The organism is Pseudomonas brassicacearum subsp. neoaurantiaca (assembly GCF_013608025.1).
Lineage (GTDB): Bacteria > Pseudomonadota > Gammaproteobacteria > Pseudomonadales > Pseudomonadaceae > Aquipseudomonas.
Map to the genome: position 1 here is coordinate 1 of NZ_VDLV01000013.1, position 25,114 is coordinate 25,114.

Here is a 25,114-nt window from a genome sequence, read left to right on the forward strand (position 1 = left end):
AGCGAGCTTGCTCGCGATGCGGTGGGTCTGCGGGCATTGATGTTGGACGTATCGCCGTCATCGCGAGCAGGCTCGCTCCCACAGGGTTTTTGTGCCTGGCACAGAGCTTCGGTGCACCGCAGTTCCAGGGTGGGAGCGAGCTTGCTCGCGATGCGGTGGGTCTGCGGGCATTGATGTTGGACGTATCGCCGTCATCACGAGCAAGCTCGCTCCCACAAGGAGGGTTGGCGGCTATGAAAGAGGGCTCAGCGCTGGCTATGCCACGCTGCCAACAACCCCGGCAGTTCGGTCAGGCTACGGATCTCTGCGTCGGGGGCGTGATCGGCGTCCCAGGTCTTGCCCGTCGGGTTGAACCACACTGCGCGCAGGCCGGCCTGTTGGGCGCCGGCGATATCATCGCCCGGGTGATCACCGATATGAACAGCGGTTTGCGCCGTTGCACCACCGCGCTGCAAGGCTTCGTGGAACAGCCGGGCGTCCGGCTTGGCGATGCCGATGTCTTCGGCGCACAAGGCAAACTTGAAATAGTCGGCCAGCCCGAGGCGACGCACGTCGGCGTTGCCGTTGGTGACGACGCCAAGGGCGAACTGGTTGGCGAGGATTTCCAGGGTCGGCTCGACGTCGGGAAAGACCTCCAGTTGATGCCGGGCATGCAGGAATGCCTCGAATCCCTGGTCTGCCAACTCCGAGGCTCGCCACTGGTCATAACCGGCGTCTTGCAGCGCCCGGAACAGCACGCGTCGGCGCAGTGCACTGATGCGGTGCTTGAGGTTGGGTTCTTCGCTGAGCACTTGCGCGCGAATCGCCCACAGGCGCTCCACCGGGAAATCGCCCAGGTCGGGCGCGTTGTCGGTCAGCCATTGGCGTAATACGGCTTCGGCGCTGGCGATCACCGGCGCGGTGTCCCAGAGCGTGTCGTCCAGGTCGAAAGTGATGAGCTCGATGGTCATGATTCGTCGCCCTTGATGCGTTTGGCCCTTGGGTGGGCACTGTCATAGACCGTCGCCAGGTGCTGGAAATCCAGGTGGGTATAGATCTGGGTGGTCTTGATGTCCGAGTGGCCGAGCAGTTCCTGGACGGCGCGCAGGTCTTGGGAAGACTCCAGTAGATGGCTCGCGAAGGAATGCCTGAGCATGTGCGGGTGCAGGTTTTGCCCCAGCTCACGTTCGCCGGCGGCCTTGACCCGCAGTTGAATGGTCCGCGGGCCAAGGCGTCGGCCCTGCTGGCTGATGAACACCGCATCATCGACCGGATTGGCCAGCGCTCGCAGCGGCAACCACAACTCCAGGGCTTCGCGTGCCTTGCGGCCGATGGGTAGCAGCCGGGTCTTGCTGCCCTTGCCGAGCACCTGGACCATGCCATCGGCCAAGTCCAGTTGATCCAGGTTCAGCCCCGTCAGCTCGGAAAGCCGCAAGCCGGAAGAGTAGAAGAGCTCGAGGATCGCCTGGTCCCGTCGCGCCATGAAGTCATCCTCGACGGCGCCGTCGAGCAATTGCAGGGCGCGGTCGGTGTCGAGGGTCTTTGGCAGGCGGCGTTCGCCTTTGGGCGGTGCCAGGCCAGTGGCCGGGTCGTGATCGCACAGGCCTTCGCGGTTCAGGTATTGGTACAGGCCTCGCACCGCCGACAACAGTCGCGCCAGGCTGCGGGAGGATTGTCCCTGTTGATGCAGCCGTGCGACGAGGCTGCGCAGGCGCTGGATGTCGAGGCTCGACCAGGTGTCGATGTTCTGCTTCTGGCACCAGCCGCGCACCTTTTCGAGATCACGGCGGTAGGCCGACAAGGTGTGAGGCGACACCTGGCGCTCACTGCGCAGGTGTTCGCAGTAGGCGTCCAGCTGCCGTTCCATCATCAGCGTACCGAGCGCAGCGAACCGGCGACCCGTGGCAATACCCGACCGGTGACTTCGGCGATGTAGCTCAGGAACAACGTGCCCACCGAACTTTTGTAATGCTGTGGATCGCGGCTGGCGATGGCCAGCACACCGTGGACGCCCTGGTGGGCGATGGCGACAACAGCGGTGGAACCGATCTGCTTGCGCTGTTCTTCACCAAACAGGAAGTCCAGCTCATGCTCGCGCAGGCTGCCGCTGACGCTTTTGTTTTCCGTGAGCAGGCCGCCGATGGCCGTTTGCGCGTCGGCGTGGGTGACCCAGCGGCCCACCGGCATGGCGTTGTCGCCAAACAGGATCAGGCTGACGAAGGGCACCTGGAAATCCTGGCGCAGGCTGTCCTCGACGCTCATCACCACGTCTTCCAAGGTGCTCGCGTCCATCAGGGCAAGAATCAGCCGACGGGTCTTGTCGAAGAGCCGGTCGTTGTCTCGGGCGACATCCATCAGGTGGGAGAGGCGGTGGCGCATCTCGATGTTGCGCTCACGCAGGATCTTCATCTGGTGCTCGACCAACGACACGGTATCGCCGCGCCGGTGAGGGATCCGCATCGTGGCAAGCAGGTCTTCATGCTCGACGAAGAAGTCCGGATGCGCCTCCAGATACGCGGTCACCGCCGCTGCGTCCGGAAGGCTCGGGGTTTCGTCGGGCTGCGGGGCTGGAACCTTTGGCTTGTCGGTCATGGGTTTGGCTCACTCAAAGACGAACTTGTCCTTCGTATACGCGTACGGCCGGGCCGGTCATCATCACCGGTTCGCCAGGGCCTGCCCACTCGATGGACAGGCGCCCGCCGGGCAGGTCGATCAGCAAGGGCGAATCCATCCACCCCTGGCTGATCGCAGCGACGGCCGCGGCGCAGGCGCCGGTACCGCAGGCCTGGGTTTCCCCGGCGCCGCGTTCCCAGACGCGCAGTTGGGCGCGATGGCGGTCGATGACTTGCAGGAAGCCAACGTTCACCCGTGCCGGAAAGCGCGGATGGTTTTCGATCTTCGGTCCCAGCACGTGTACCGGTGCACTGTTGATGTCGTCCACGCGCAGCACCGCGTGGGGATTGCCCATGGACACCGCCGCCAGTTCCACCGCAGTCCCGTCGACCTCAACGGTATAGCTCAGGGCCTGGCTCGGAGCCTGGAACGGGATGTCCGCCGGCACCAGGCGCGGAGCGCCCATGTTGACGCCGATCTGGCCGTCGCTGCGTACATCCAGTTCGATGATGCCGCTCTTGGTCTCGACGCGAATCTGCCGCTTGGCGGTGAGGCGCTTGTCCAGTACGAACCGGGCAAAGCAGCGCGCACCATTGCCGCACTGTTCCACTTCCGAACCGTCGGCGTTGAAGATCCGGTAGCGGAAGTCCACGTCCGGGTTGTTGGGCGCCTCGACGATCAGCAACTGGTCGAAACCGATACCGGTGTGCCGATCGCCCCATTGCTTGGCGTGCTTGGGCAGGATATGCGCGTGCTGGCTGACCAGGTCGAGGACCATGAAATCATTGCCCAGGCCGTGCATCTTGGTAAAACGCAGCAGCATGGTATTACTCCGGCAGCAGGCTTTCGCCGGCAAACAGCTCGGCTACCGTCTCGCGGCGGCGTACTTCGAATGCCTGATCACCGTCCACCAGCACCTCGGCGCAGCGGCCGCGGGTGTTGTAGTTGGAACTCATGACAAACCCGTAGGCGCCCGCCGAATGCACGGCCAGCAGATCGCCTTCTTCCAGCGCCAGCTCACGACCTTTTGCCAGGAAATCACCGGTCTCACAGATCGGCCCGACGATGTCGTAGCTGCGAGCTTCGCTGTCACGTGGGCGCACGGCGGTGACGTCCATCCAGGCTTGGTACAGCGCCGGGCGGATCAGGTCGTTCATGGCCGCATCGACGATCGCGAAGTCCTTGTGCTCGGTGTGCTTGAGGTACTCGACCTGGGTCAGCAGCACGCCGGCGTTGGCGACGATGTAGCGGCCCGGCTCGAACATCAGCGCCAGATCGCGGCCGTCGAGGCGTTCGCGCACGGTCTTGATGTAGTCGGCCACCAACGGCGGCTCTTCATCGCGATAGCGCACGCCGACACCGCCACCCAGGTCGATGTGACGCAGGTAGATGCCGCAGTCGCCGAGGCGATCGACCAGTGCCAGCAGGCGGTCGAGGGCATCGATGAACGGTTCGAGGGTGGTCAGTTGCGAGCCGATGTGGCAGTCGACGCCCAGCACTTCCAGGTTTGGCAGTTGGGCGGCGCGCACGTATACGTCCTCGGCGTCGGCAATGGCGATGCCGAACTTGTTTTCCTTCAGGCCGGTGGAAATGTACGGGTGGGTGCCGGCGTCGACATCCGGGTTCACGCGCAGGGAAACCGGCGCGCGAACGCCCAGTTCGGCGGCGACGACTTGCAAGCGTTCCAGCTCATCGGTGGACTCGATGTTGAAGCAGTGCACACCGACTTCCAGGGCACGACGCATGTCTTCGCGGGTCTTGCCGACGCCGGAAAAAACAATCTTGTCAGCGCTGCCTCCAGCGGCCAGCACACGCTCCAGCTCGCCACCGGACACGATGTCGAAGCCAGCGCCCAGGCGCGCCAGGACGTTGAGCACGCCCAGGTTCGAGTTGGCTTTTACAGCGAAGCACACCAGGTGCGGCATGCCTTCGAGGGCATCGGCGAAGGTCCGGTACTGGGCTTCGATGTGGGCACGGGAATAGACGTAGGTCGGCGTGCCGAAACGTTCGGCGATCGCAGACAGGGCAACCCCTTCCGCGAACAGCTCCCCGCCACGGTAGTTAAAAGCGTCCATGGCGTTCCCTTAGTAAGTGGAGTGGGTGTCGTGCGCGTGGGATTTGGATTGCGACGACTTGGCCTGCTCTTCAGGGGACTTGCTGTCATCAGGCAGGTACAGCGGACCTTTTTGACCACAGGCTGTCACAAGGCAGGCAACCGCGACGAGCGCAGCAAGGGAAGAGATCAGGCGCTTCATGGCGAAATCCTTGAAAATGCGTTAATTGCGCCGGAGTATACCGGCCACCCGACAGCTTGCCTATGCAACGGGGCGCCCGTCTGGCGGGCCTTGGGCTCCAAGGTAGTCACGACGGCGAACAATATTCAGCGCCAGCGGGCCCTTGGTCGTTATCCTTTGCATTCAGTCAGGCGCGTCCGTATCTTGCGGCGCTTGAGCCCGATAGACATTTTTGAGGTTGCCGCAATGAGTTTGTCCGAAGCCCGTTTCCACGATCTGGTCGATGCGACCCAGCAAACGCTGGAGGATATCTTCGAAGAAAGCGAACTGGACATCGACCTGGAAATGTCCGCCGGCGTGCTGACCGTCAAGTTCGAAAACGGTACCCAGCTGATTTTCAGTCGCCAGGAACCGTTGCGACAGTTGTGGCTGGCGGCGGTGTCCGGCGGCTTCCACTTCGACTACGACGAGGAAAGCGAGCGCTGGATGTGCGACAAGAGCGAAGAGCAACTGGGCGAGATGCTTGAACGCATCGTCAAGCAGCAGGCCGGTGTCGAATTCGATTTCGAAGGGCTGTGATTCCTTGAGCCAGACCGTCCCGGCGCGGCCGCCCAAGCCGCTCTACAGCAATGTCAGCCCGGCCGTGCCGTCGCCATGCACCAGTGTGTGCAAGCTCGATGAGCGCAAGGTCTGCCTGGGGTGTTTCCGGCACGTGGAGGACATCCGCGAATGGCGCTCGGCTGACGATGAGCGTCGGCGGGTTATTTGCGCCGAGGCGGCCAGGCGCAGATGCGCGAAGTAGGCACTCACCGGATGGTCCGGCGCCTTGTGGCGAGGGAGCTTGCTCCCGCTCGGCTGCGCAGCAGTCGCAGTTTTTTGGGGTCGCTTCGCCCGAGGCGTCGGACCGTCCCAGCGGGAGCAAGGGTTCTGTGTTGCCCATGGGCAAGGCGAACCGTCCTCGGGTTGTATATTTTTTGAGCTGTGTTAGTGTCCGACAACGCCTCAACTCGTCGAGGCGCGTGAAAACCCCGTCTTTATGTGGCGGGGTTTTGCTTTTTTCGTGCAGAAGAAAGGAGTCTGCCTGGACCATGACCGCACCTTCCATCACCCTGACTCGCCTGGACGTACAGCGTCTGGAACGCTTGATCGACAGCCTGGATGAAACGCTGCCAGGCGTGGTCGCTTTGCAAACCGAACTGGATCGCGCCGAAACCCTGGTGGGTCACGATGAAGTGCCTGCCGATGTCGTGACCATGAATTCGCGGGTGCACTGCCGCGAAGAAAGCAGCGGCAAGGATTATCACCTGACGTTGGTGTATCCACAGGACGCCAATGCGGATGAGGGCAGGATTTCGATCCTCGCGCCGGTGGGCAGCGCCTTGCTGGGCTTGAAGGTCGGGCAGCACATCGACTGGCCGGCCCCGGGCGGCAAGACCCTGAAACTGACCTTGCTGGAAGTCGAGTCGCAGCCGGTCAATGGCGGCGACTGCGCGTTCTGAACCCGTCTCAGACCTGGTTCAGCGCCTCGTTCAGCGCGCGTTCCAGGTCCGCCTTGTAGCGCAGGAACAAATTGCTTGAGCAAGCGCTGTCACCCACCAGGCCCGAGAGATCCAGGTCGGTGATGTAGCAGCGATAGCGCTCGGCCTCGCGGCGCTGGCCGACAATCTCCCTGGCGACCACGCGGAACAATTGGTCGCCGTGTTCCAGCTCCGAAAATTCCCGTTGATCGCAATAAAGCGTGACGTGCACCTGGCCGTGCGCGGCTTTGCCGATGATCGCCTGTACGTCATAGAACGACTTGTTGACCGGCGTTTGCGGAGACTGCCGTGATTCGACCCGCCGGGCCCGTCCGCTGCCAGAAGGCAAGAGTTGGTAATAGAGAATTTCAAGGGGTAGGGGCTGGGCCCCGTCCATCGGCAACAAGGCATCGCGGCGGTAAAGCACCGATTGCAGGAATCGCTGCAGCGGCACCAGCAGGCTTTGTTCATCGTGGAACGGCACGCGCTGCTGCCACAGCGCATTGAACTCATCGAGCACGTACAGCTCGGCTTCTTCTTCATAGACCCGGTAGAAAACCTGGATGCACTCGGGCTGGCCCATGGGCAGGATCAGCGCCACGTCGTGATCTTCCAGCGCCATCGAATCCAAGTGCAGCGGGCTGTAGGCCGTCAGTTCTTCGCCCAGATAATCCATCAGCGCCGACAGGCTGCCCAGCGCCACGTGGTTGACCTGGCCCGGCACTAATTCCAGCACGTGGTAGTGCTGTTGGACCTGAAGCAGGTAACGGTAGTTGAGTTTGCTTAGCAGCAGGGTCTGGGCCGTCTCGATGACTTCCTCGACCCGTCGCGCAATGAATTGCGCGCGGTTGTGACAGAAACAGCGGACCTGCAAACGAGGCTGGTGCCGTGTGGCCGGCAGATCGTTGAGGTAATCGCGCAAGCAATCGAGCAAGGCATGCTCGCCGTCGAAGCGGGTGACCAGCACTTCGTTCCAGCTATTGAGCGTGACCTGGTCGAGGGTCAGCACCAGGTTCTCCCGCACCCCGGCATAGCTCAGGGAATCGGTGCGCTCGGTGGTCATCAGGATGTTCAGGTCGCGGTGATGCTTGAGCGGGTCGACGCCGACGTTCACCAGGATCAGCACTTCGCTGGGGACGCTGGCATGCAGCAATTGTTCTTCGTCGACTGTGGCCAGGGGTAGGGCGATGGCCTGTTGCAGGCTGCCCAGCAGGTTGAACAGTTCAAACTCGCTCAGGTCGCTTTCGCCGGGGTGCAGCGCCAGGCGCGTGCTGCTGTCGATCACGCCGTTGCGATGGCACCAGGTGAGCAATTCGAGCAATTCACGGCTGCGCTTGATGGGGGCGAAGTTTTCCCATTCCAGAGCGTTCAGGCTGCCGTTGTACAAGCCCCACTGGTTCTGCCCCGGTTCTTTCTTGTTCGGTGACTGGACCAGTGTCAGGGTGTCTTCCGCCAGGTCCGGGGCGATTCCGGGGTTGATGAATTCGACTTTATCAGCCTTGCGCTCGAAGGCCGCGTACAGGCGTCGGCCGAGGACATTCAGGTCGCGCTTGTTGATCAGGCTGACGGTTTTTTCGGTGCGAGCGAACTGGGTCAGGAAGCGATAGCTGTAGGTCAGCTCGCCGACCAGCGCGCGCCGCTCATTGCTGACCTGGCGCACCTTCCATTGGCTGCGGCTGTCCAGCAGGGCGAGTTGACGTTGATCCCAGCCCCACTCACGGGCCAGGCGCTCCAGCAGGTTGCGCTGCCAGCCGCTGCTGCGAACCGAGCCGGTGAGCTTACGGTTGACCTTCAGGTACAGCGCGCGCCGGATCAACTCAAGGCGCTCGGGTTCGCCACGGACGTTGAGGTATTCCTCGATCCGGCGATAAACCACCATGTACGGGTCCAGTTCGTCCAGGTCCAGGCGGTTGGCAAATACGGCCTGCTTGAAGCGCAGGCTCAGGCAGCGCACCGTTGGGTGTTCGCTGGCGTAGACCTCGGTGAGCAGCAGCTTGAGCACGGACTTGTAGGGCGACTCGATGCCCTTGAACAACTGCCAGAGCCCGGCGCCGATGAACTCTCCCGGCGGGATGTAGGCCAGGTGTCCCAAGTCCAGGGTTTCATCGGCACGAATGAAACGCTTGGATATCAGCGTATGAGTGTACTGCTCATAGTTTTCTTCTTCGTAGACCGGCACCAGCCACCAGATCGGCGTACGCCCGGCCAGCCAGATCGCGGTGCGGTAGAACTCGTCCAACAACAAATAATGTTGTGTGGTGCCGCAGTCATCGGAACTGAGCTGATTGTCCCGTTCGCCCCGGACGAATCGCGCCGGGTCGATGAGGAAAAAGTGCGCTTCAGCGCCCTGGGTCGCAGCCCAGATTTCCAGCAACTGGCATTTCTTGCGCAGCTCGGCCAGTTCATCGTCGCTCAGGTCCGGCCCGTGGCACACCCACACGTCCATATCGCTCTGGTCGGCCTGGGCCAGGGTGCCGAGGCTGCCCATCAGGAACAGGCCAAGGATCGGCCGTGGTGGGTTGCTGCCATGGCGCGGCTTGTAGGAAAACGACCGGGTCAACCGCTGGGCTTCGGCAAGGACGTTGGCGTCGGGTTCGTAATTCGACAACCCGGCGGGCGTGCTCCCCGAGACGTAGCCGGGCAACAGCGGATGGTTGACGTGAAAAAACAGTGGAAGCAGCGTCAAAACGCCTTGCTGGCGGGTCGACAGACCTTCCAGGGCACGCTCCATGCGTACGGCGTTGAGCTTGAGAAAACGCGCGCGCAACTGGCTCAGGACCTTGCGGTCGATTCCCTCGTCCAGATCGGGGCGTATTTCGTGATTGCGGGTCATGTCAGCTCAAACCGGCTCGCGGCGTCGAACGTGGGAACAACACAGGTGATGGCAGGTTAGCGCCCGTCTCCTGGAATTCTTGAGCTGGAAAGTGACGTTGACCTCAGAATTCGACGTGTACGCCTGCGGAAATCCCGATGCAGAGGGATCTCCGTGGGCGAGGAGGAGAATCAGGCAGCTTCTTGGACGCTGAGTATCGTCAGGACGGTCTGCACATTCTGTGCGGCGTCACGGCCCAGGCTGGTCAAGTAACCGCCATCGGGTTGGGTGATGAGTTCTTTTTCGTACAGGCGTTGGGCAGCGGCGATGGCTTTGGGGGCAGCGGTCTGATGAATTTTCAGGCCTTCCTGGGAACTGTCCAGGTTGAAGAGTGCAAGGATTTCCAGTTCGGCAACCAGCTCAGGGGTAAGCGACATAAGGACTCCAGACTTTCTAGGAATTTGGACGACAGCGTCACTAAGGTGAGCGCACTTGGCCGAGCTGTCCAGTGTCAGTGTCATGCTTTTTCGTTTGGAGCGCTTCTCCGTGGCGAGGGAGCTTGCTCCCGCTGGACCGCGAAGCGGTCCCGAAATTTCACGACTGCTGCGCAGCCGAGCGGGAGCAAGCTCCCTCGCCACAGAAGCAACTATGCTCGTCGCTTCAGTTCTTTTGCGGCGGCAACTCGGGCAGGGCGCGCAACGCAGCTTCGTACCACTCGGTATCGAACGGGCGGTCTTCTTCCAGGATCGCGTCGATTTCCACCGCCAGCACGTGGGCCATCAAGTTGAGGATCTCCTCACGCTCATAACCCACCAGGGTCAGCTTGTTGAACGTGGCCTTGGCCGCTGGCGGGTTGTCGCTTTCGATCTGGTTCTCGATGGCCTGGATCAGCGTGTTCTCGACGAATTCTTCTTCGTCGTTGTCGATGTCTGTCGGCTCGCTCATGGCAGGCTCCTTTGGGAAAGGGCGCCAGTTTACCTGCATTCACCGGTGTGATGCGCCTGGCGCGAAACGCGCCGGCGGGCTATAACCCAAGGCTGCCAACCCCGTACGGCCTGGAGGCTATGGAATGCTTAAGCTTTATGGTTTTTGTGTCAGCAATTATTACAACATGGTCAAGCTGGCGCTGCTGGAGAAGGGCCTGCCCTTCGAAGAGGTCCCGTTTGTGGGTGCCCAGACCCCCGAAGCGCTGGCCATCAGCCCTCGCGGCAAAGTGCCGGTGCTGAAGACCGAACAAGGGTTCATCAACGAAACCAGCGTGATCCTCGAATACATCGAGCAAACCCAACCGGGAAAGGCCCTGCTGCCGGCCGACCCGTTCGAGCGCGCCCAGGTATTGGCGTTGTGCCGCGAGATCGAGCTGTACATCGAGCTACCTGGACGAGCCTGCTACGCCGAGGCTTTTTTCGGCATGTCGGTGCCGGATGCGGTCAAGGAGAAGGCCAAGGGTGAATTGCTGCTGGGGTTCGCTTCGCTCGGTCGGCACGGAAAATTCTCGCCATACGTGGCAGGTGAGACCCTGAGCGTTGCCGACTTGTACTTTTACTACAGCCTGTCGCTGGTTTTGCAGGTGGGCAAGAAGGTGTTCGATATCGACCTGCTGGCCGATATGCCGAAGGCGAAGGCCTTGATGGAGCTGATGGGGCAGAACCCGCACGTGCAGCGAATAGCGGCGGACAGGGAGGCAGAGATGCCGGCGTTCCTGGCTAGGATCTCCGCCAAGAAGTGAGCTTTCTGGTGGCTTGAAGGACGCCTTCGCGAGCAGGCTCGCTCCCACAGTAGATCTTGGCTGAACTCACGGTAGTGTGAACATGAAGATCCAGTGTAGGAGCGAGCCTGCTCGCGAAGCTTTTTAGCTTTAGCGGCTGGCGAGCAATGCCTGGCCTCGCACCACGGCTGCCTTGACCTGCGCCGGCGCCGTTCCGCCAATGTGGTCGCGGGCATTGACCGAGCCTTCCAGGGTCAGCACGGCAAACACGTCCTGCTCGATCTGGTCGCTGAACTTGCGCAGTTCGTCCAGGCTCATTTCCGCCAGGTCCTTGCCGGTGTCCACGCCGTACTTCACCGCATGGCCGACGATTTCGTGGCAATCACGGAACGGCAAGCCACGGCGCACGAGGTAGTCGGCGAGGTCGGTGGCGGTGGAGAAACCGCGCAGGGCCGCTTCGCGCATGACTGCATGCTTGGGCTTGATGGCCGGGATCATGTCGGCGAAAGCCCGCAGCGAATCGCGCAAGGTGTCGGCCGCGTCGAACAGCGGTTCCTTGTCTTCCTGGTTGTCCTTGTTGTAGGCCAGCGGCTGGCCCTTCATCAGGGTCAACAGGCCCATCAGCGCGCCGAATACCCGGCCGCTCTTGCCCCGTACCAGTTCCGGTACGTCAGGGTTTTTCTTTTGCGGCATGATCGAACTGCCGGTGCAGAAGCGGTCGGGCAGATCGATGAATTGGAATTGCGCACTGGTCCACAGCACCAGCTCTTCGGAGAAACGCGACAGGTGCATCATGGCAATGCTCGCGGCGGCACAGAATTCAATGGCGAAATCGCGGTCCGAGACGTTGTCCAGCGAGTTCCCGCCGACGGCATCGAAGCCCAGCAGTTGTGCGGTGTACTCACGGTCGATCGGGTAAGTGGTGCCGGCCAGCGCGGCGCTGCCCAGGGGCATGCGGTTGGTGCGCTTGCGGCAATCCACCAGGCGCTCGTAGTCGCGGCTGAGCATTTCGAACCAGGCGAGCATGTGATGCCCAAACGTTACAGGTTGCGCGGTTTGCAGGTGTGTGAAGCCGGGCATGATGCTTTCGGCCTCGCGCTCGGCTTGTTCCAGCAGGCCTTTCTGCAGGCGAGTGATCTCGGCCAGGATCAGGTCGATTTCATCGCGCAGCCACAAGCGGATGTCAGTGGCGACCTGGTCGTTGCGGCTGCGGCCGGTGTGCAGCTTCTTGCCGGTTACGCCGATGCGGTCGGTCAGGCGCGCCTCGATGTTCATGTGCACGTCTTCCAGATCGACACGCCAGTCGAACTGGCCGGCCTCGATTTCGCCCTGGATGGTCTTCAGGCCATCGATGATGCTGTCGCGTTCGGCATCGGTCAGCACGCCAACCTTGGCCAGCATGGTGGCGTGGGCGATCGAGCCCATGATGTCGTGGCGATACAGGCGCTGGTCGAAGTTGACGGAGGCGGTGAAGCGGGCGACGAAGGCGTCGACGGGTTCACTGAAGCGGCCGCCCCAGGACTGATTGGTCTTGTCAGTGCTCATGAATTCGCTCGTGATCGGCTGGAAAAAAGTAGCGGTTGAAGGCTGTGGCGGATGATAGCAGGGTTGCCGGGGCTGGCGCTGGCAGTGGTCGCCAGGTTTTTCGCAGCGAACGCCAACGGATCCAAAGGGTTTTTCGCACAACGATATTTTTCGATTGAGCAATATCGTCGCGGCAACCGTCTACAGTGGACGGTAAGGCTTTGCTTTTTCACCTGGACGCATCGGATGCACCAAGCAAGGGGGTGTGCATATTGGTCAAATCGATTGTTAACAAACCCTGTGGCGACGCTGTGCGACAACAGGCCTCGAGCATCGGTCGGCAAGCGCTGGTAAAGATAGGCAACCGCCTCGCGGCACTTTTTGGCCCTCGGACGAGTCTTAGCGTGGATCGCGGTGACGGATGTCACTTCCCCTGTCTACGCTATCCTTGTGCGAGACTCACGCAGGAATCCAGCGCAATATGAATGTCCTGATCGTTGACGACGAACCACTGGCCCGCGAGCGCCTGAGCCGATTGCTCGGTGAACTCGAGGGTTACAGTGTCCTGGAGCCGAGCGCCACCAATGGCGAAGAGGCATTGGCCCTTATTGACAGCCACAAGCCGGATATCGTGCTGCTCGACATTCGCATGCCTGGCCTGGACGGCTTGCAGGTCGCGGCGAAACTGTGCGAGCGCGAGTCCCCGCCCGCGGTGGTGTTTTGCACCACACGGGACGACTTCCCCCCCGAGGTGTTGCAGGCAGGCGCCGTGGGCTACTTGATCAAGCCTGTTTCCGTCGAGGCGCTGGAAGAGGCGCTGCGCAAGGCAGAGCGGCCGAACCGCACGCAACTGGCGGCGCTGACCCGTCCGGCCGCCGAAAGTGGCAGTGGTCCTCGCAGCCATATCAGTGCGCGGACGCGCAAAGGGATCGAACTGATCCCGTTGAACCAAGTGGTCTATTTCATTGCCGATCATAAATACGTGACGTTGCGCCACGAAAGCGGCGAAGTGCTGCTGGACGAGCCACTCAAGGCCCTCGAGGACGAGTTCGGCGAGCGGTTCGTGCGCATTCATCGCAACGCGCTGGTGGCGCGTGAACGCATCGAGCGGTTGCAGCGCACGCCCCATGGGCATTTCCAGTTGTATCTCAAAGGGCTTAACGGCGATGCGCTGATTGTCAGCCGGCGGCATGTCGCGGGTGTGCGCAAGATGATGCAGCAGCTTTAGCGCGACGCCTCGATGGGTTCTGTTTCCAGGATTGGCGGCCAGGGAGGCCTCGGGGTCGTGATTCAAATCAAAGCGGATTTGGCTGAGCTGTTATTATCTGCCGTATCTTTTAAGTACGGATTGATCCATGTCCCCTCGCGAGATCCGCATCGCCACCCGTAAAAGCGCCTTGGCCCTCTGGCAGGCCGAATACGTCAAAGCCCGCCTGGAAGCGGCCCATCCCGGTCTGATCGTAACGCTGGTGCCGATGGTCAGCCGTGGGGACAAGCTGCTTGATTCGCCACTGTCGAAGATCGGGGGCAAGGGCCTTTTCGTCAAGGAACTGGAAACTGCCTTGCTGGACAACGAAGCCGATATCGCCGTGCATTCGATGAAAGACGTGCCCATGGATTTCCCCCTGGGCCTGGGTCTTTTCTGTATCTGCGAGCGGGAAGACCCGCGCGATGCTTTCGTTTCCAATACCTGGCCGAGCCTTGATGCATTGCCCGCCGGGAGTGTGGTGGGTACTTCCAGCCTGCGTCGCCAGGCACAGCTGCTGACCCGTCGTCCCGATCTGCAGATCCGTTTCCTGCGCGGCAACGTCAACACTCGCCTGGCGAAGCTCGATGCCGGCGAGTACGACGCGATCATCCTCGCCGCCGCCGGTTTGATCCGCTTGGGTTTCGAAGACCGCATCACCTCGGCCATCAGTGTCGACGACAGCTTGCCGGCTGGCGGGCAGGGTGCGGTAGGGATCGAGTGCCGAAGCGCCGACGACGAAATCCATGCCTTGCTGGCGCCTTTGCACCACGAAGACACCGCCATCCGTGTGTTCGCCGAACGTGCCCTCAATAAACATCTGAATGGCGGCTGCCAGGTGCCGATTGCCTGCTACGCCGTGCTCGAGGGCGAGCAAGTCTGGTTGCGTGGCCTTGTCGGTGATCCGAACGGCGGCACGCTGCTCAGCGCTGAAGCCCGGGCGCCGCGCCACGATGCCGAGGCGTTGGGTGTACGGGTCGCCGAAGACCTGCTGAGCCAAGGCGCAGACGACATCCTCAAGAAAGTCTACGGCGAGGCAGGCCCCGCGTGACAGGTTGGCGCCTGCTGCTTACCCGTCCGGCGGACGAGTCGCGCGCGCTGGCGGCCGTTCTGGCGGATGCCCGGGTCTACAGCAGCAGCCTGCCGTTGCTGGATATCGAGCCGATTCCCCTTGCAGCGTCCGGGCAGGCAACCCTCCAGTCCCTGGATCAATATTGTGCCGTGATCGTGGTGAGCAAACCCGCTGCACGGTTGTGCGTGGAACTGTTGCGCCAATATTGGCCGCAACCCCCGGACCAACAATGGTTCAGCGTCGGGGCTGCGACCGGCCAGATTCTTGCCGACGCCGGTCTTGGCGTGTCTTATCCCGATAACGGCGACGACAGCGAGGCCTTGCTTGAGCTCGCGGCGTTGCGCCAGGCTATCGATCGACCCGACCCGCGCGTCTTGATCGTGCGCGGTGAAGGCGGGCGCGGTTTGCTGGCAGAGCGTTTGCGCGAGCAAGGTGCTAGTGTCGATTACCTGGAGCTGTACCGGCGCGGCCTGCCGCAATATGGCCAGGACGCGTTGCCGGCGAAGGTCGAAGCGGAACGCTTGAACGCCCTGGTGGTCAGCAGTGGGCAGAGCTTCGAGCATCTGCACCGGTTGGCCGGTGAAGCGTGGCCCGCCCTGGCGCAGCTACCGTTGTTCGTACCAAGCCCCAGGGTCGCCGAGATGGCGCGTGCCGCCGGGGCTCGGATAGTTGTGGATTGCCGTGGCGCCAGTGCCGCGGCTTTGCTGGCGGCGTTACGGGAACATTCCGTGCCGTTTTCTAATGCAAAGGATGGACACGTGAGCGAAACAGCCTTGCCAAAAGATCAAGATCAGCCAGCGATCGATGCCCCGCTTGACGCCAAGGCGCCGATAGCGCCGCGTCGCGGCAACGGACTGGCGATTGTCGCGCTGTTGTTGGGGGCCGCCGGCGTGGCCGTGGGTGGCTGGGGCGTGTGGCAAGTGCGCCACTTGCAAGCCAACACCCAGCAGCAATCCGCCCAGGTCCAGACGCTCAATGACCAGGCCCAGAGCCTCAAGCTCAATGAGCAACGCCTGAGTGAGCGCCTGGAGCAGTTGCCCCCGGCTGAAGAGCTGGAAGAGCGGCGCCGCCAGGTCGCGCAGTTGCAGGGCGATCAGCAGCGCTTGAACCAGCGCCTGGAAACCGTGCTCGGTGCCAGCCGCAAGGATTGGCGCCTGGCCGAAGCCGAACACTTGTTGCGCCTCGCCAGCCTGCGTCTTTCCGCCCTCCAGGACATCAGCAGCGCCCAGGCCTTGGTGCAGGGCGCGGATGAAATCCTGCGCGAGCAAAACGATCCGGGATCGTTCGCCGCACGCGAGCAACTGGCCAAGACCCTCGCCGCGCTGCGCAGCACCGAACAACCGGATCGCACCGGCCTGTTCCTCCAGTTGGGTGCCTTGCGCGACCAGGTGCTGCAGCTTTCGGAAGTGGCTCCGGAGTATAAGGATCGTGGTGAATCCCTGCTGGGCCTGACCGCCGATGGCGATGGTGCCAGCCGTTGGGCGCAGTGGTGGGATCAGATCTCCCGCTACATCCGCATCGATTTCAATGCCGATGAAAACGTTCGCCCACTCCTGGCCGGGCAAAGCCTGATGCAGGTGCGCCTGGCCCTGGGCCTGGCGCTGGAGCAGGCGCAATGGGCCGCGCTCAACGGCCAGGCGCCGGTCTATATCCAGGCGCTGACCGAAGCGCGGGATGTGCTCAAGAACAACTTCAACCAGGACAACCCGCAAAGCAGGATCATGCTCGAACGCGTCGTCGAGCTGAGCAAGCTGCCGGTGACCGTGGTCACGCCGGACCTGACCGGCACGTTGAGCGCGGTCCAGGCCTACCTCGAACGTCGCAACGTGAATGCCGAAGAATCCGTCAAGCCGATGCCCACGGCCGGCGAGCAGGAGACCACGCCATGAAGCGCCTCTACGTAATTCTGTTCGTGGTCATCGCTGTCGCCGCCGTGCTGGGCGTGGCGATTGCCGAGCATTCGGGTTACGTGCTCGTGGCGTACAAGAACTTCCGTTACGAAGCCGGTCTCTGGGTCACCCTCGCATTGCTGGCTGTGCTCTGGCTGGTATGGCGAGGCGTGAGCGCCTTGATCGGGCTGGTCACCACGTCCACCGGCGTGGTCAATCCGTGGTCGCGACGCAACCGCAGTCGTCGCGTGCAAGTCGCTATCGAACACGGCCAGTTGGACCTGGCTGAAGGTCGCTGGGCCAGCGCCCAGCGGCACCTGTATCGTGCGGCCGAAGCCGAGCGCCAGCCCTTGTTGTATTACCTCGGTGCCGCTCGCGCGGCCAATGAGCAAGGTCTTTATGAGCAAAGCGACAGTTTGCTGGAGCGCGCCCTGGAGCGTCAGCCCCAGGCGGAACTGGCCATCGCGCTGACGCACGCTCAGTTGCAGACCGACCGGGGCGACACCGACGGTGCCTTGGATACGCTGCAAGCCATGCATGAACGCCATCCGCATAATGTGCAGGTCTTGCGCCAGTTGCAGCGCTTGCACCAACAGCGCGGTGACTGGTCGGCAGTGATCCGGCTGTTGCCTGAGTTACGCAAGGACAAAGTACTGCCCCCCGCTGAACTGGCCGAGCTGGAGCGTCGTGCCTGGGGCGAAAACCTCACCCTGGCGGCACACCGCGAAGCTGATGGCAGCGTCGGCTTGCAGTCGCTCAACCGCGCCTGGCAACAACTGAGTTCCGCACAGCGCCAGGAGCCGGCATTGGTGTTGGCCTACGCCGAACAGCTCCGGCAACTGGGCGCTCAAGTGGAAGCGGAAGACGTGTTGCGCACCGCCCTCAAGCGCCAGTACGACAGCCACCTGGCGCGCCTGTATGGCCTGGTGCGCGGTGCGGATCCAACCCGTCAGCTGCAAGTCGCCGAGGGCTGGCTCAAGGACCATCCGACGGATCCAAGCCTGTTGCTGACGTTGGGGCGCCTGTGCCTGCAAAACAGTTTGTGGGGCAAGGCCCGGGATTATCTGGAAAGCAGCTTGCGGGCCCAGCGTAACCCCGAGGCCTGCGCCGAGCTTGCGCGGTTGTTGGCGCAGCTGGGGGATGCGGAGCGTAGCAACCAGCTCTTCCAGGAGGGGTTGGGGTTGTTGGACGAGCGTTTGCTTGCAGCACCCCTGCCGGTTCCGGCTCAGGCCATTTGAGCGGTCAATGAATCGTTGTAGCGCGAGCGTTTGAAACGCTTTCGGTAAAGTCCTACAGCGAACTGCGCGAAGTCTCGTTGTGTCTGTCGGGAATTCCCTACACCTTTGGTGAAGTGTCCGCACGGGCCTGCCTTGAAAGGCCCGACGGCTTTCCTCTACCGTAACAGCTTGTCTCTTCTGTTACGGAACCGCCATGTCTTTGGCCAGCTCACGCTTCTTGTTTCTCATGGCTTCCATCGCCGCAGCCCTGGCTCTGGGCATCGCCAGTTATCTGGAATACGCGGTCGGCCTGACCCCGTGCAGCTTGTGCATTTTGCAGCGGTTATGCCTGATGATCTTCCTGGTGAATTGCCTCGGGGCGTGCGTGCACGGTCCTGGCCGAAAGGGCAGCGTTGTCTATGCCACCGCAGCGGTGGTGTTTGCATCCGCAGGGTTGATGCTGGCGTGGCGTCAGGTCTTGGTGCAGAGCGCTTCGGTTGAGTATTTGCCTGACTGCGTTACCCGGTTGAAGGAAGCGGATTCGTGGTGGCGTGCCGTGAGCCATGTGCTTGAGGGTGCTATCGACTGCACAAGGGTCACCTGGACGTTATTCGATCTGAGTATGCCCGAGTGGAGCCTGCTGTTTTTTCTTGCCCTGGCCATTTCGATGAGCTATCTGCTGTTGCGCCTGGCCTGGGATGCCCTGGTCCGCCCTTTCAGCGACCAGAGGTCGCAGTTGGTCAGGGTGTTGGATTAAACACTTGTATGAACTTTATCTCCTGCGTACCTTGAAGCGGTTGTCGTGCGGGCATAATCTGGCCCGCACGTATCATTGGAATTGTGCCACTCGATCATGTTGTACCTGGCGTGTTCCTGGTCATCCAGGTGTGTTCCAGGCTGCGAGGGGCATGACTCAGAAGGGAAGAAATCACCATGCTCGAAAGTTGTCAGAATGCTCAGGAACGCTGGGGTGGGGTGCATCTGCTGATCGACCGCTGGTTGCAGGAGCGTCACGAACTGGTTCGGGCCTATGATGCTCTTGGCGGCAAGCCCGAAGCGTTGAGTGAAAGCCGCAAACCCCTGCAGGAGTTCTGTGGCGTGCTGGTGGACTATGTCTCCGCCGGCCATTTCGAGATATATGAACAACTGACGAGCGAGGCCAAGGCCTTCAACGACAAGCGTGGCCTGGAATTGGCCGACACGATTTATCCGCGCATCGACGTCATCACCGAAAAATTGCTGGCCTTCAATGATCTCTGCGACGAAGGCAAGTGCGTGGCGGAAAAATTCAAGGAGTTGGGTGGCTTGCTCCACGAGCGTTTCGAACTGGAAGACTGCCTGATCGAAGTGTTGCACAACGCCCATAAGGAAGAGGCTGCGGTCCAGGCTTGAGGACTTCGCGGTCAATAAAAAACGGTGCGCATTGCGCACCGTTTTTTTTTGCGCCTCAGGTCGTCGCGCCGAGCAATTCGATTTCAAACACCAGTGGCGTGAAAGGCGGAATCACATCCCCTGCACCTTCGGCACCGTAGGCCAGCGCCGACGGAATCACCAACCGCCATTTCGCACCCACCGGCATCTGCGGCAGCGCACTGCGCCAGCCATCGATCACGCTATCCAGGTTGAACCACTGCGCCTGATGATTGGAATCGAACACCGTGCCGTCCGGCAGCCGCCCGACGTACAACACCTGGACCTTGCCGTGGGGGCCGGCTTTGCTGCCGCTGCCGGGTTTGAGTTCGGTCAGCAGGATCCCGTCCGGCAGTTGCTGCACGCCCGGCCGGCTTTTCTCATCGTTAAGAAATTTCTGCTCGGTCTTCAAGGCCACTTGGGTCTCGGGTGATGCCGTTTGCGCGGTCAGTTGCGCCTGGTGTTCGGCCAGGATCTGCTCGATGCGTTCGTCCTTCAGGGCCAGCGGCTTACCGAGATAGGCCTGTTGCAGGCCTTCGACCAAGGCTTGTATCTGCAAGTCGGGCACGTCCTGGCGCAAGCGTTCGCCAAGGCTCGCGCCGAGGCTGTAGGCCAGGTCGTGGGCATCGTTTGCGTTGGTTTTCTCAGCGGCCTGCGCCATGGGGAATACCAAGCAAAAGAATAGAAAAAGGTGACGCGACATGTGTGCTTACTCCGGCCTCGATTCGAGGGATTATGCCAGTGCCGATATCTGTGCAAGCGCATGGTCGTGGCAATGCTGCAGAAGATTTTTTGCGACTTGCAACGCAACGCCATGTGTAGTGTCAACATGCCCTAGCGGCGGTTGCAGCAGAGGTCTAGTATGAGCCGCACTCACGTCAGTCAGGAGGTAAACCATGTCGGCCACCAAGAAGCCTGTAAACACTCCGTTGCACTTGCTCCAACAACTGTCGGGCAGCTTGCTCGAGCATCTGGAAAATGCCTGCTCCCAAGCCCTGGCTGATGCTGAAAAATTGCTCGCCAAGCTGGAAAAACAACGCGGCAAGGCGCAGGAAAAACTGCACAAGTCGCGCACCAAACTGCAAGACGCCGCAACCGCTGGCAAGGCCAAGGCACAAGCCAAGGCAAAAGACGCCGTGAAAGAACTCGAAGACCTGCTCGACTCCTTGAAAGATCGTCAGTCCGAAACCCGCGCCTACATCCTGCAGCTCAAGCGTGATGCACAGGAAAGCCTGAAACTGGCCCAAGGTGTCGGTCGTGTCCAGGAAGCCGTTGGCAAGGCACTGAGCCTTCGTGCTGCGAAGCCTGCCGCTGTATCGGCCAAGAAACCGGTGGCTAAACCTGCCGCTGCAAAAACCCCAGCCAAGGCGCCCGTCAAGCCAGCCGCCAAGGCTGTGGCAAAAGCTGCCAGCAAGCCAGCTGCCAAACCTGCCGCCAAGAAACCGGTTGCTGCCAGTGCAGTAAAACCAGCGGCGAGCAAGCCAGTCGTCAAGGCGGCTGCCAAGCCTGCTGCGAAAGCCACGTCTGCCAAACCTGCTGTCGCCAAACCCGCTGCAAAAGTCGCCGCCAAGCCAGCCGCCAAGACTGCTGCTGCCAAGCCTGCCGCGACGAAAACCGCCGCCAAACCTGCCACTAAAGCAGTTGCCAAACCTGCCGCTGCGAAGCCGGCTGTCAAGCCTGCAGCAGCCAAGCCAGCTGCGGCAAAAACCGCTGCGGCCAAACCAGCGACCAAGCCTGCAGCAAAATCGGCAGCCAAGCCAGCGGCAGCCAAAGCGCCCGCCAAGGTTGCGGCTAAACCCGCGGCCAAACCCGCTGCCGCCAAACCAGCAGCCGCGAAACCAGCAGCCGCGAAACCAGCGGCGGCCAAACCCGCGACGGCCAAGCCGACCGCTGCCAAACCTGCTGCCAAGCCCACCACCAAACCAGCGGCGACCAAGCCCGCCGTGAAAAAGCCAGCCGCTGCAAAACCAGCGACTGCTCCGGTTGCCAAGCCTGCCGCGCCAGCGCCAGCTCCTACGGCGACACCCGCGCCAACGGCCAGCACGCCGGCACCGGCTGTGAATCCGAGCGTTACCGCGACATCGGGCAGCACTCCACCGAGCGCTTCCTAAGCCTCGGACACCGCGACGCGCAGCTGATGCAGCGCGTCGCGGTGAAGCTGGCCGTCTTTCCCCGCCACGCTTTGCAACCATCGTCCCGCGCCTGCATATCGTTCCTTCGGCCAACCCTTGGCCACTGTCTCCAATTGCTCGAGTAGTTGCCGCTCGGCCTCCAGCTCCAGTCGCTTGATCTGCTCGCGCAGGCCATTGAGCCTTGCGTCCTTCAGGGCAGCCTCCTTCCATTGAATGCGCAGCGCACGCAATGGCTGTACGACGTGTTGATCCCACGGTTCGGCCAGGTTTCGAAGCTGCTCCAGCCGCTGTTCATCGAACGTCACGCCACGCTGCTCCAGCCATAGCCCGCAAAGCACCAGGCAGACATTCGTGCCGGCTGCCTGTAGCGCCAGGCACGCCGGTTCCACGCCGGGCTTGGCGTAGAGGTCGAGGGAAAAGCTCCACAGATCAGAGGACATCGTGCTACTCGCGCCAGTTGCGAGCGAAGCTGGTAGACTCCGCCGCCATTATGATTCGACTTCAGAACCTGACTTTACAGCGTGGCCCGCAACGTCTGCTAGAAGACGCCGAGCTGACCCTGCACGCCGGCCACAAAGCCGGCCTCATCGGTGCCAACGGCGCCGGCAAATCGAGCCTGTTCGCTTTGTTGCGCGGCGAGTTGCACCCGGACTCCGGCGATTGCTACCTGCCGGCCGATTGGCGCATCGCCCACATGCGCCAGGAAGTCGATACGCTCGAACGCCTGGCGGTGGATTACGTGCTCGACGGTGACGTGCGCCTGCGTCAGGTCCAGCGTGACCTTGCCGCAGCCGAAGCCGCCCATGATGGCGCCGCCCAAGCCCGCCTGCACGCCGAACTCGACAGCGCCGATGGTTACACCGCTGACGCCCGCGCCCGTAAATTGCTGGCCGGCCTGGGCTTCACCAACGAACAGATGGACCGTCAGGTCGGGGATTTCTCCGGCGGCTGGCGGATGCGCCTGAACCTGGCGCAAGCCCTGATGTGCCCTTCGGACTTGCTGTTGCTCGACGAACCGACCAACCACTTGGATCTCGACGCCATCATCTGGCTCGAAGACTGGCTCAAGGGTTATCCCGGCACGCTGCTGCTGATCTCCCACGATCGGGATTTCCTCGACGCCGTGGTCGATCACGTCGCTCATGTCGACCAGCGCAAGCTCACCTTGTATCGCGGCGGCTACAGCGCCTTCGAGCGGGCTCGGGCCGAGCGCCTGGCGCAGCAGCAACAAGCCTACGAGAAGCAGCAGGCGCAGCGCGCGCACATGGAAAGCTACATCGCTCGCTTCAAGGCCCAGGCCACCAAAGCCCGCCAGGCGCAGAGCCGGATCAAGGCGCTGGAGCGGATGGAAGAGCTGTCGGCGGCCCATGTCGATTCGCCATTCGATTTTGTCTTCCGCGAGTCGTCGAAGATTTCCAGCCCACTGATCGACTTGTCCGATGCGCGACTGGGCTATGGCGACAAAACCGTGCTGGAGAAGGTCAAGTTGCAACTGACGCCCGGCGCGCGGATCGGCCTGCTGGGGCCTAACGGTGCCGGTAAGTCGACCTTGATCAAGAATCTGTCCGGCGAGCTTGAGCCCTTGGCCGGACGCCTGACACGCGGTGAAAACACCGTGGTCGGATATTTCGCCCAGCATCAGTTGGATTCCCTCGACGCCAAGGCCAGCCCATTGCTACACCTGCAGCGGCTGGCCCCGACCGAGCGCGAGCAGACGCTGAAGGATTTCCTCGGCGGTTTTGATTTCCGCGGGGCGCGTATCGACGAGCCGGTGCTGAACTTCTCCGGTGGTGAGAAGGCCCGCCTGGCGCTGGCGTTGATCGCCTGGGGCCGGCCGAACCTGTTGTTGCTCGACGAACCGACCAACCACCTGGACCTGGAAATGCGCCTGGCCCTGACCATGGCGTTGCAAGAGTTCAGCGGTGCGGTACTGGTAGTGTCCCACGACCGACATTTGCTCAAGAGCACCACCGACAACTTCTTCCTGGTCGCGGACGGTAAAGTCGAAGAGTTCGACGGTGACCTTGAAGACTATGCGCGCTGGCTGGTGGACTATCGCCAGCGCAACGCACCGGTCAGCACCACGCCGGTCAATCCGGACAAGACCGACAAGAAAGCCCAGCGCCAAGCCGCCGCGGCGTTGCGTCAGCAGCTGGCGCCACACAAGCGCGAAGCCGACAAGCTCGAGGCCGAGCTGGGCAAGCTCCATGAAAAACTGCAAAAAATCGAAACCAGCCTGGGTGACAGTGGTCTCTACGAGGCAGCGCGCAAAGATGAGCTGCGTGATTTGCTGGCCGAGCAGGCCAAGCTGAAGGTTCGGGAAGCGGAGCTTGAGGAGGCGTGGATGCAGGCCCTGGAGTTGCTTGAAAACTTGCAAGCGGAGCTGGAGGCGCTGTCCTGATGGAAGCGTTGTCCCTGCCCATACCCGTCATGTGGATCGAGCCGATCTGGCTCGGTGTGCAAGTCCTGCTGATCCTGCTGGTGGGTTACGTGGCCCAGCGTTTCGTGGCGCGTGCGCTCACTGGCCTGGGTGAGCGCTACCCGTTGCCGCCCCAGTTGGTCATCATCCTGCGCGGTGTGCTGCGCTGGTTGATCATGGGCAGCGCCGTGCTCGTGGCATTGGAGCGCCTGGGCGTTTCGGCGACGGTACTGTGGACCGCGCTGTCGGGGTTCGTTGCCGTGGCGGCGGTGGCCTTCTTCGCCATCTGGAGCGTATTGTCGAACCTGCTGTGCGCCATCCTGATCTACACCGTCGGGCCGTTCCGCCTCGGTGACGTGGTCGAGTTGGTCGAGGCCACCGACAAGCCAGGCATCAAGGGTCGTGTGGTGGCGATCAATCTGCTCTACACCACGTTGATCGAACCCGAGGAGCTCGGGACCGGAAGCTCCATGGTGCAAGTGCCCAACACGCTGTTCTTCCAGCGTTCGGTCCGCCGCTGGCGCGGAAGCGAAGCGTTCCCGGTTGGCGGGTTCGTCGAATAGCCTTATTTGCTGGCGCATGAAGAAATCGGTGGTTATCCCCATGGCGGCGCATTAGCTTATTCGTTTCGACGGATCCGAGCTGAGGTGTGCAATGTTGCTAGAAACGTGGCTGGCGTTCTTCGCCGCTTGTTGGGTTATCAGTCTTTCACCGGGCGCCGGTGCGATTGCCTCGATGTCCAGTGGCCTGCAATACGGCTTCTGGCGTGGCTACTGGAATGCCTTGGGCCTGCAATTGGGCCTGGCGTTGCAAATCGCGATCGTCGCGGCAGGCGTCGGCGCGATCCTTACCGCTTCGGCCACCGCGTTTTACGCCATCAAATGGTTTGGCGTGGCCTATCTGGTCTACCTGGGTATCAAGCAATGGCGGGCGATCCCCGGTGATCTCAGCGACGACGCGGCCGTTCGGCCCATCGGCAAGCCGCTGGCACTGGTGTTCCGCGGTTTCCTGGTGAACATCAGCAACCCCAAGGCCCTGGTGTTCATGCTCGCCGTTCTGCCGCAATTCATCGACCCCCACGCGCCGTTGATCAAGCAATACCTGATCCTGGGCGTGACGATGATTGGCGTCGATCTGATTGTCATGGCCGGGTACACCGGGCTGGCGTCCAAGGTACTGCGCCTGTTGCGTACCCCAGAACAGCAACGGCGGATGAACCGGACCTTTGCCGGTTTGTTCATTGGCGCGGCGGGTTTGCTGGCGACGATTCGCAAGGCTGCGGTGTAGTCCCGGTGGGAAGAAGAGCTTTCGTGGCGAGGGAGCTTGCTCCCGCTCGGTTGCG

Annotated in this window: 26 protein-coding genes and 2 pseudogenes; 16 read left to right on the forward strand and 12 right to left on the reverse strand. The window is 61.9% G+C overall.

Annotated features, from left to right (window positions below; all coding sequences use genetic code 11):
• Positions 1-245: 245 nt before the first annotated feature.
• The 6 genes from FHK92_RS10840 to lptM are packed head-to-tail and all read right to left on the reverse strand — an operon-like array spanning position 246 to position 4,847.
• A complete protein-coding gene (locus FHK92_RS10840) occupies positions 246-950 on the reverse strand; it encodes an HAD family hydrolase (protein ID WP_181288051.1) in 705 nt (234 codons plus the stop codon).
• Entirely contained in the window at positions 947-1,846 is a 900-nt protein-coding gene (gene xerC / locus FHK92_RS10845) for a tyrosine recombinase XerC (protein ID WP_181288277.1), read from the reverse strand. Before xerC ends, FHK92_RS10840 begins: the two co-directional genes overlap by 4 nt.
• 2 nt (positions 1,847-1,848) lie before the next feature.
• Positions 1,849-2,571: a DUF484 family protein gene (locus FHK92_RS10850; protein WP_181288052.1), complete on the reverse strand. Its 723-nt coding sequence runs from the start codon at positions 2,569-2,571 to the stop codon at positions 1,849-1,851.
• 13 nt (positions 2,572-2,584) lie between these two features.
• A complete protein-coding gene (gene dapF, locus FHK92_RS10855; protein ID WP_181288053.1) occupies positions 2,585-3,415 on the reverse strand; it encodes a diaminopimelate epimerase in 831 nt (276 codons plus the stop codon).
• Positions 3,416-3,419: 4 nt separating this feature from the next.
• Positions 3,420-4,667: a diaminopimelate decarboxylase gene (gene lysA / locus FHK92_RS10860; protein ID WP_181288054.1), complete on the reverse strand. Its 1,248-nt coding sequence runs from the start codon at positions 4,665-4,667 to the stop codon at positions 3,420-3,422.
• Between the two features lie 9 nt (positions 4,668-4,676).
• Entirely contained in the window at positions 4,677-4,847 is a 171-nt protein-coding gene (gene lptM / locus FHK92_RS10865; RefSeq protein ID WP_181288055.1) for an LPS translocon maturation chaperone LptM, read from the reverse strand.
• A gap of 225 nt (positions 4,848-5,072) precedes the next feature.
• Here lptM and cyaY point away from each other — a divergent pair, with 225 nt between their 5' ends.
• The 3 genes from cyaY to rnk all read left to right on the forward strand — a co-directional run bounded on the left by cyaY (position 5,073) and on the right by rnk (position 6,325).
• Entirely contained in the window at positions 5,073-5,405 is a 333-nt protein-coding gene (cyaY, locus tag FHK92_RS10870) for an iron donor protein CyaY (RefSeq protein WP_181288056.1), read from the forward strand.
• Between the two features lie 4 nt (positions 5,406-5,409).
• Complete coding sequence (locus FHK92_RS10875; protein WP_181288057.1) at positions 5,410-5,628, forward strand: DUF1289 domain-containing protein; 219 nt, start codon at positions 5,410-5,412, stop codon at positions 5,626-5,628.
• Positions 5,629-5,914: 286 nt separating this feature from the next.
• On the forward strand, positions 5,915-6,325 hold the full coding sequence (gene rnk, locus FHK92_RS10880) for a nucleoside diphosphate kinase regulator (protein WP_030138171.1): 411 nt from the start codon (positions 5,915-5,917) through the stop codon (positions 6,323-6,325).
• 7 nt (positions 6,326-6,332) lie between these two features.
• Here the strand turns inward: rnk and FHK92_RS10885 are convergent, their stop codons facing one another.
• From FHK92_RS10885 to FHK92_RS10895, 3 genes are all read right to left on the reverse strand, one after another.
• Positions 6,333-9,176, reverse strand: coding sequence for a class I adenylate cyclase (locus FHK92_RS10885; RefSeq protein ID WP_181288058.1), 2,844 nt, complete (start codon positions 9,174-9,176; stop codon positions 6,333-6,335).
• A 170-nt stretch (positions 9,177-9,346) separates the two neighbouring features.
• On the reverse strand, positions 9,347-9,592 hold the full coding sequence (locus FHK92_RS10890) for a TIGR02647 family protein (protein ID WP_041022651.1): 246 nt from the start codon (positions 9,590-9,592) through the stop codon (positions 9,347-9,349).
• A gap of 223 nt (positions 9,593-9,815) precedes the next feature.
• On the reverse strand, positions 9,816-10,100 hold the full coding sequence (locus tag FHK92_RS10895; protein ID WP_181288059.1) for a hypothetical protein: 285 nt from the start codon (positions 10,098-10,100) through the stop codon (positions 9,816-9,818).
• A gap of 124 nt (positions 10,101-10,224) precedes the next feature.
• On the opposite strand from FHK92_RS10895, the gene FHK92_RS10900 reads away from it, so the two are divergent.
• A complete protein-coding gene (locus FHK92_RS10900) occupies positions 10,225-10,884 on the forward strand; it encodes a glutathione S-transferase family protein (RefSeq protein WP_181288060.1) in 660 nt (219 codons plus the stop codon).
• Between the two features lie 129 nt (positions 10,885-11,013).
• Here the strand turns inward: FHK92_RS10900 and argH are convergent, their stop codons facing one another.
• Positions 11,014-12,408, reverse strand: coding sequence for an argininosuccinate lyase (gene argH, locus FHK92_RS10905; RefSeq protein WP_181288061.1), 1,395 nt, complete (start codon positions 12,406-12,408; stop codon positions 11,014-11,016).
• A gap of 314 nt (positions 12,409-12,722) precedes the next feature.
• Between argH and FHK92_RS27755 the strand changes: the two are divergent.
• The 8 genes and pseudogenes from FHK92_RS27755 to rsd form a co-directional block, all read left to right on the forward strand.
• Positions 12,723-12,872 (forward strand): annotated as a pseudogene (locus FHK92_RS27755) (sensor histidine kinase); the annotation flags it as partial.
• A complete protein-coding gene (locus FHK92_RS10910; RefSeq protein WP_030138167.1) occupies positions 12,869-13,615 on the forward strand; it encodes a LytR/AlgR family response regulator transcription factor in 747 nt (248 codons plus the stop codon). The pseudogene FHK92_RS27755 and the gene FHK92_RS10910, both read left to right, overlap by 4 nt.
• A gap of 127 nt (positions 13,616-13,742) precedes the next feature.
• The gene (gene hemC / locus FHK92_RS10915; protein WP_181288062.1) at positions 13,743-14,684 is read left to right on the forward strand and encodes a hydroxymethylbilane synthase; all 942 of its coding nucleotides are present in this window, start codon (positions 13,743-13,745) and stop codon (positions 14,682-14,684) included.
• Positions 14,681-15,427, forward strand: a pseudogene (locus tag FHK92_RS27760) (uroporphyrinogen-III synthase); the annotation flags it as partial. The gene hemC and the pseudogene FHK92_RS27760, both read left to right, overlap by 4 nt.
• A 36-nt stretch (positions 15,428-15,463) precedes the next feature.
• Positions 15,464-16,594, forward strand: a complete 1,131-nt coding sequence (locus FHK92_RS27765) for a uroporphyrinogen-III C-methyltransferase (protein WP_309109603.1) — start codon at positions 15,464-15,466, stop codon at positions 16,592-16,594.
• Positions 16,591-17,832, forward strand: coding sequence for a heme biosynthesis protein HemY (locus FHK92_RS10925; protein ID WP_181288064.1), 1,242 nt, complete (start codon positions 16,591-16,593; stop codon positions 17,830-17,832). Before FHK92_RS27765 ends, FHK92_RS10925 begins: the two co-directional genes overlap by 4 nt.
• A gap of 193 nt (positions 17,833-18,025) precedes the next feature.
• Positions 18,026-18,568 carry a disulfide bond formation protein B gene (locus tag FHK92_RS10930; RefSeq protein ID WP_181288065.1) on the forward strand — a complete coding sequence of 181 codons (543 nt, stop codon included), beginning with the start codon at positions 18,026-18,028 and terminating at the stop codon, positions 18,566-18,568.
• 176 nt (positions 18,569-18,744) lie between these two features.
• Entirely contained in the window at positions 18,745-19,203 is a 459-nt protein-coding gene (gene rsd, locus FHK92_RS10935; RefSeq protein ID WP_181288066.1) for a sigma D regulator, read from the forward strand.
• 55 nt (positions 19,204-19,258) lie between these two features.
• Here the strand turns inward: rsd and FHK92_RS10940 are convergent, their stop codons facing one another.
• A complete protein-coding gene (locus FHK92_RS10940) occupies positions 19,259-19,924 on the reverse strand; it encodes an FKBP-type peptidyl-prolyl cis-trans isomerase (RefSeq protein ID WP_181288067.1) in 666 nt (221 codons plus the stop codon).
• 193 nt (positions 19,925-20,117) lie between these two features.
• Between FHK92_RS10940 and FHK92_RS10945 the strand changes: the two genes are divergently transcribed.
• On the forward strand, positions 20,118-21,332 hold the full coding sequence (locus FHK92_RS10945) for an AlgP family protein (RefSeq protein WP_181288068.1): 1,215 nt from the start codon (positions 20,118-20,120) through the stop codon (positions 21,330-21,332).
• Here the strand turns inward: FHK92_RS10945 and FHK92_RS10950 are convergent.
• A complete protein-coding gene (locus FHK92_RS10950) occupies positions 21,329-21,793 on the reverse strand; it encodes a TIGR02444 family protein (protein WP_181288069.1) in 465 nt (154 codons plus the stop codon). The two genes, FHK92_RS10945 and FHK92_RS10950, sit on opposite strands and share 4 nt — an antisense overlap.
• A 50-nt stretch (positions 21,794-21,843) precedes the next feature.
• Between FHK92_RS10950 and FHK92_RS10955 the strand changes: the two genes are divergently transcribed.
• The 3 genes from FHK92_RS10955 to FHK92_RS10965 all read left to right on the forward strand — a co-directional run bounded on the left by FHK92_RS10955 (position 21,844) and on the right by FHK92_RS10965 (position 25,059).
• Complete coding sequence (locus tag FHK92_RS10955) at positions 21,844-23,754, forward strand: ATP-binding cassette domain-containing protein (protein WP_181288070.1); 1,911 nt, start codon at positions 21,844-21,846, stop codon at positions 23,752-23,754.
• Complete coding sequence (locus FHK92_RS10960; RefSeq protein WP_030138158.1) at positions 23,754-24,335, forward strand: mechanosensitive ion channel family protein; 582 nt, start codon at positions 23,754-23,756, stop codon at positions 24,333-24,335. The genes FHK92_RS10955 and FHK92_RS10960 overlap by 1 nt, the downstream gene beginning before the upstream one ends.
• A 91-nt stretch (positions 24,336-24,426) precedes the next feature.
• A complete protein-coding gene (locus FHK92_RS10965; protein WP_181288071.1) occupies positions 24,427-25,059 on the forward strand; it encodes a LysE family transporter in 633 nt (210 codons plus the stop codon).
• Positions 25,060-25,114: the final 55 nt, after the last annotated feature.

Excerpts from the sequence above, each read along its gene's own strand:
- FHK92_RS10840 (WP_181288051.1), bottom strand. The coding sequence starts at position 950 with ATGACCATCGAGCTCATCACTTTCGACCTGGACGACACGCTCTGGGAC.
- xerC (WP_181288277.1), bottom strand. The coding sequence starts at position 1,846 with ATGGAACGGCAGCTGGACGCCTACTGCGAACACCTGCGCAGTGAGCGC.
- FHK92_RS10850 (WP_181288052.1), bottom strand. The coding sequence starts at position 2,571 with ATGACCGACAAGCCAAAGGTTCCAGCCCCGCAGCCCGACGAAACCCCG.
- dapF (WP_181288053.1), bottom strand. The coding sequence starts at position 3,415 with ATGCTGCTGCGTTTTACCAAGATGCACGGCCTGGGCAATGATTTCATG.
- lysA (WP_181288054.1), bottom strand. The coding sequence starts at position 4,667 with ATGGACGCTTTTAACTACCGTGGCGGGGAGCTGTTCGCGGAAGGGGTT.
- lptM (WP_181288055.1), bottom strand. The coding sequence starts at position 4,847 with ATGAAGCGCCTGATCTCTTCCCTTGCTGCGCTCGTCGCGGTTGCCTGC.
- cyaY (WP_181288056.1), top strand. The coding sequence starts at position 5,073 with ATGAGTTTGTCCGAAGCCCGTTTCCACGATCTGGTCGATGCGACCCAG.
- rnk (WP_030138171.1), top strand. The coding sequence starts at position 5,915 with ATGACCGCACCTTCCATCACCCTGACTCGCCTGGACGTACAGCGTCTG.
- FHK92_RS10885 (WP_181288058.1), bottom strand. The coding sequence starts at position 9,176 with ATGACCCGCAATCACGAAATACGCCCCGATCTGGACGAGGGAATCGAC.
- FHK92_RS10890 (WP_041022651.1), bottom strand. The coding sequence starts at position 9,592 with ATGTCGCTTACCCCTGAGCTGGTTGCCGAACTGGAAATCCTTGCACTC.
- FHK92_RS10895 (WP_181288059.1), bottom strand. The coding sequence starts at position 10,100 with ATGAGCGAGCCGACAGACATCGACAACGACGAAGAAGAATTCGTCGAG.
- FHK92_RS10900 (WP_181288060.1), top strand. The coding sequence starts at position 10,225 with ATGCTTAAGCTTTATGGTTTTTGTGTCAGCAATTATTACAACATGGTC.
- argH (WP_181288061.1), bottom strand. The coding sequence starts at position 12,408 with ATGAGCACTGACAAGACCAATCAGTCCTGGGGCGGCCGCTTCAGTGAA.
- FHK92_RS10910 (WP_030138167.1), top strand. The coding sequence starts at position 12,869 with ATGAATGTCCTGATCGTTGACGACGAACCACTGGCCCGCGAGCGCCTG.
- hemC (WP_181288062.1), top strand. The coding sequence starts at position 13,743 with ATGTCCCCTCGCGAGATCCGCATCGCCACCCGTAAAAGCGCCTTGGCC.
- FHK92_RS10925 (WP_181288064.1), top strand. The coding sequence starts at position 16,591 with ATGAAGCGCCTCTACGTAATTCTGTTCGTGGTCATCGCTGTCGCCGCC.
- FHK92_RS10930 (WP_181288065.1), top strand. The coding sequence starts at position 18,026 with ATGTCTTTGGCCAGCTCACGCTTCTTGTTTCTCATGGCTTCCATCGCC.
- rsd (WP_181288066.1), top strand. The coding sequence starts at position 18,745 with ATGCTCGAAAGTTGTCAGAATGCTCAGGAACGCTGGGGTGGGGTGCAT.
- FHK92_RS10940 (WP_181288067.1), bottom strand. The coding sequence starts at position 19,924 with ATGTCGCGTCACCTTTTTCTATTCTTTTGCTTGGTATTCCCCATGGCG.
- FHK92_RS10945 (WP_181288068.1), top strand. The coding sequence starts at position 20,118 with ATGTCGGCCACCAAGAAGCCTGTAAACACTCCGTTGCACTTGCTCCAA.
- FHK92_RS10950 (WP_181288069.1), bottom strand. The coding sequence starts at position 21,793 with ATGTCCTCTGATCTGTGGAGCTTTTCCCTCGACCTCTACGCCAAGCCC.
- FHK92_RS10955 (WP_181288070.1), top strand. The coding sequence starts at position 21,844 with ATGATTCGACTTCAGAACCTGACTTTACAGCGTGGCCCGCAACGTCTG.
- FHK92_RS10960 (WP_030138158.1), top strand. The coding sequence starts at position 23,754 with ATGGAAGCGTTGTCCCTGCCCATACCCGTCATGTGGATCGAGCCGATC.
- FHK92_RS10965 (WP_181288071.1), top strand. The coding sequence starts at position 24,427 with ATGTTGCTAGAAACGTGGCTGGCGTTCTTCGCCGCTTGTTGGGTTATC.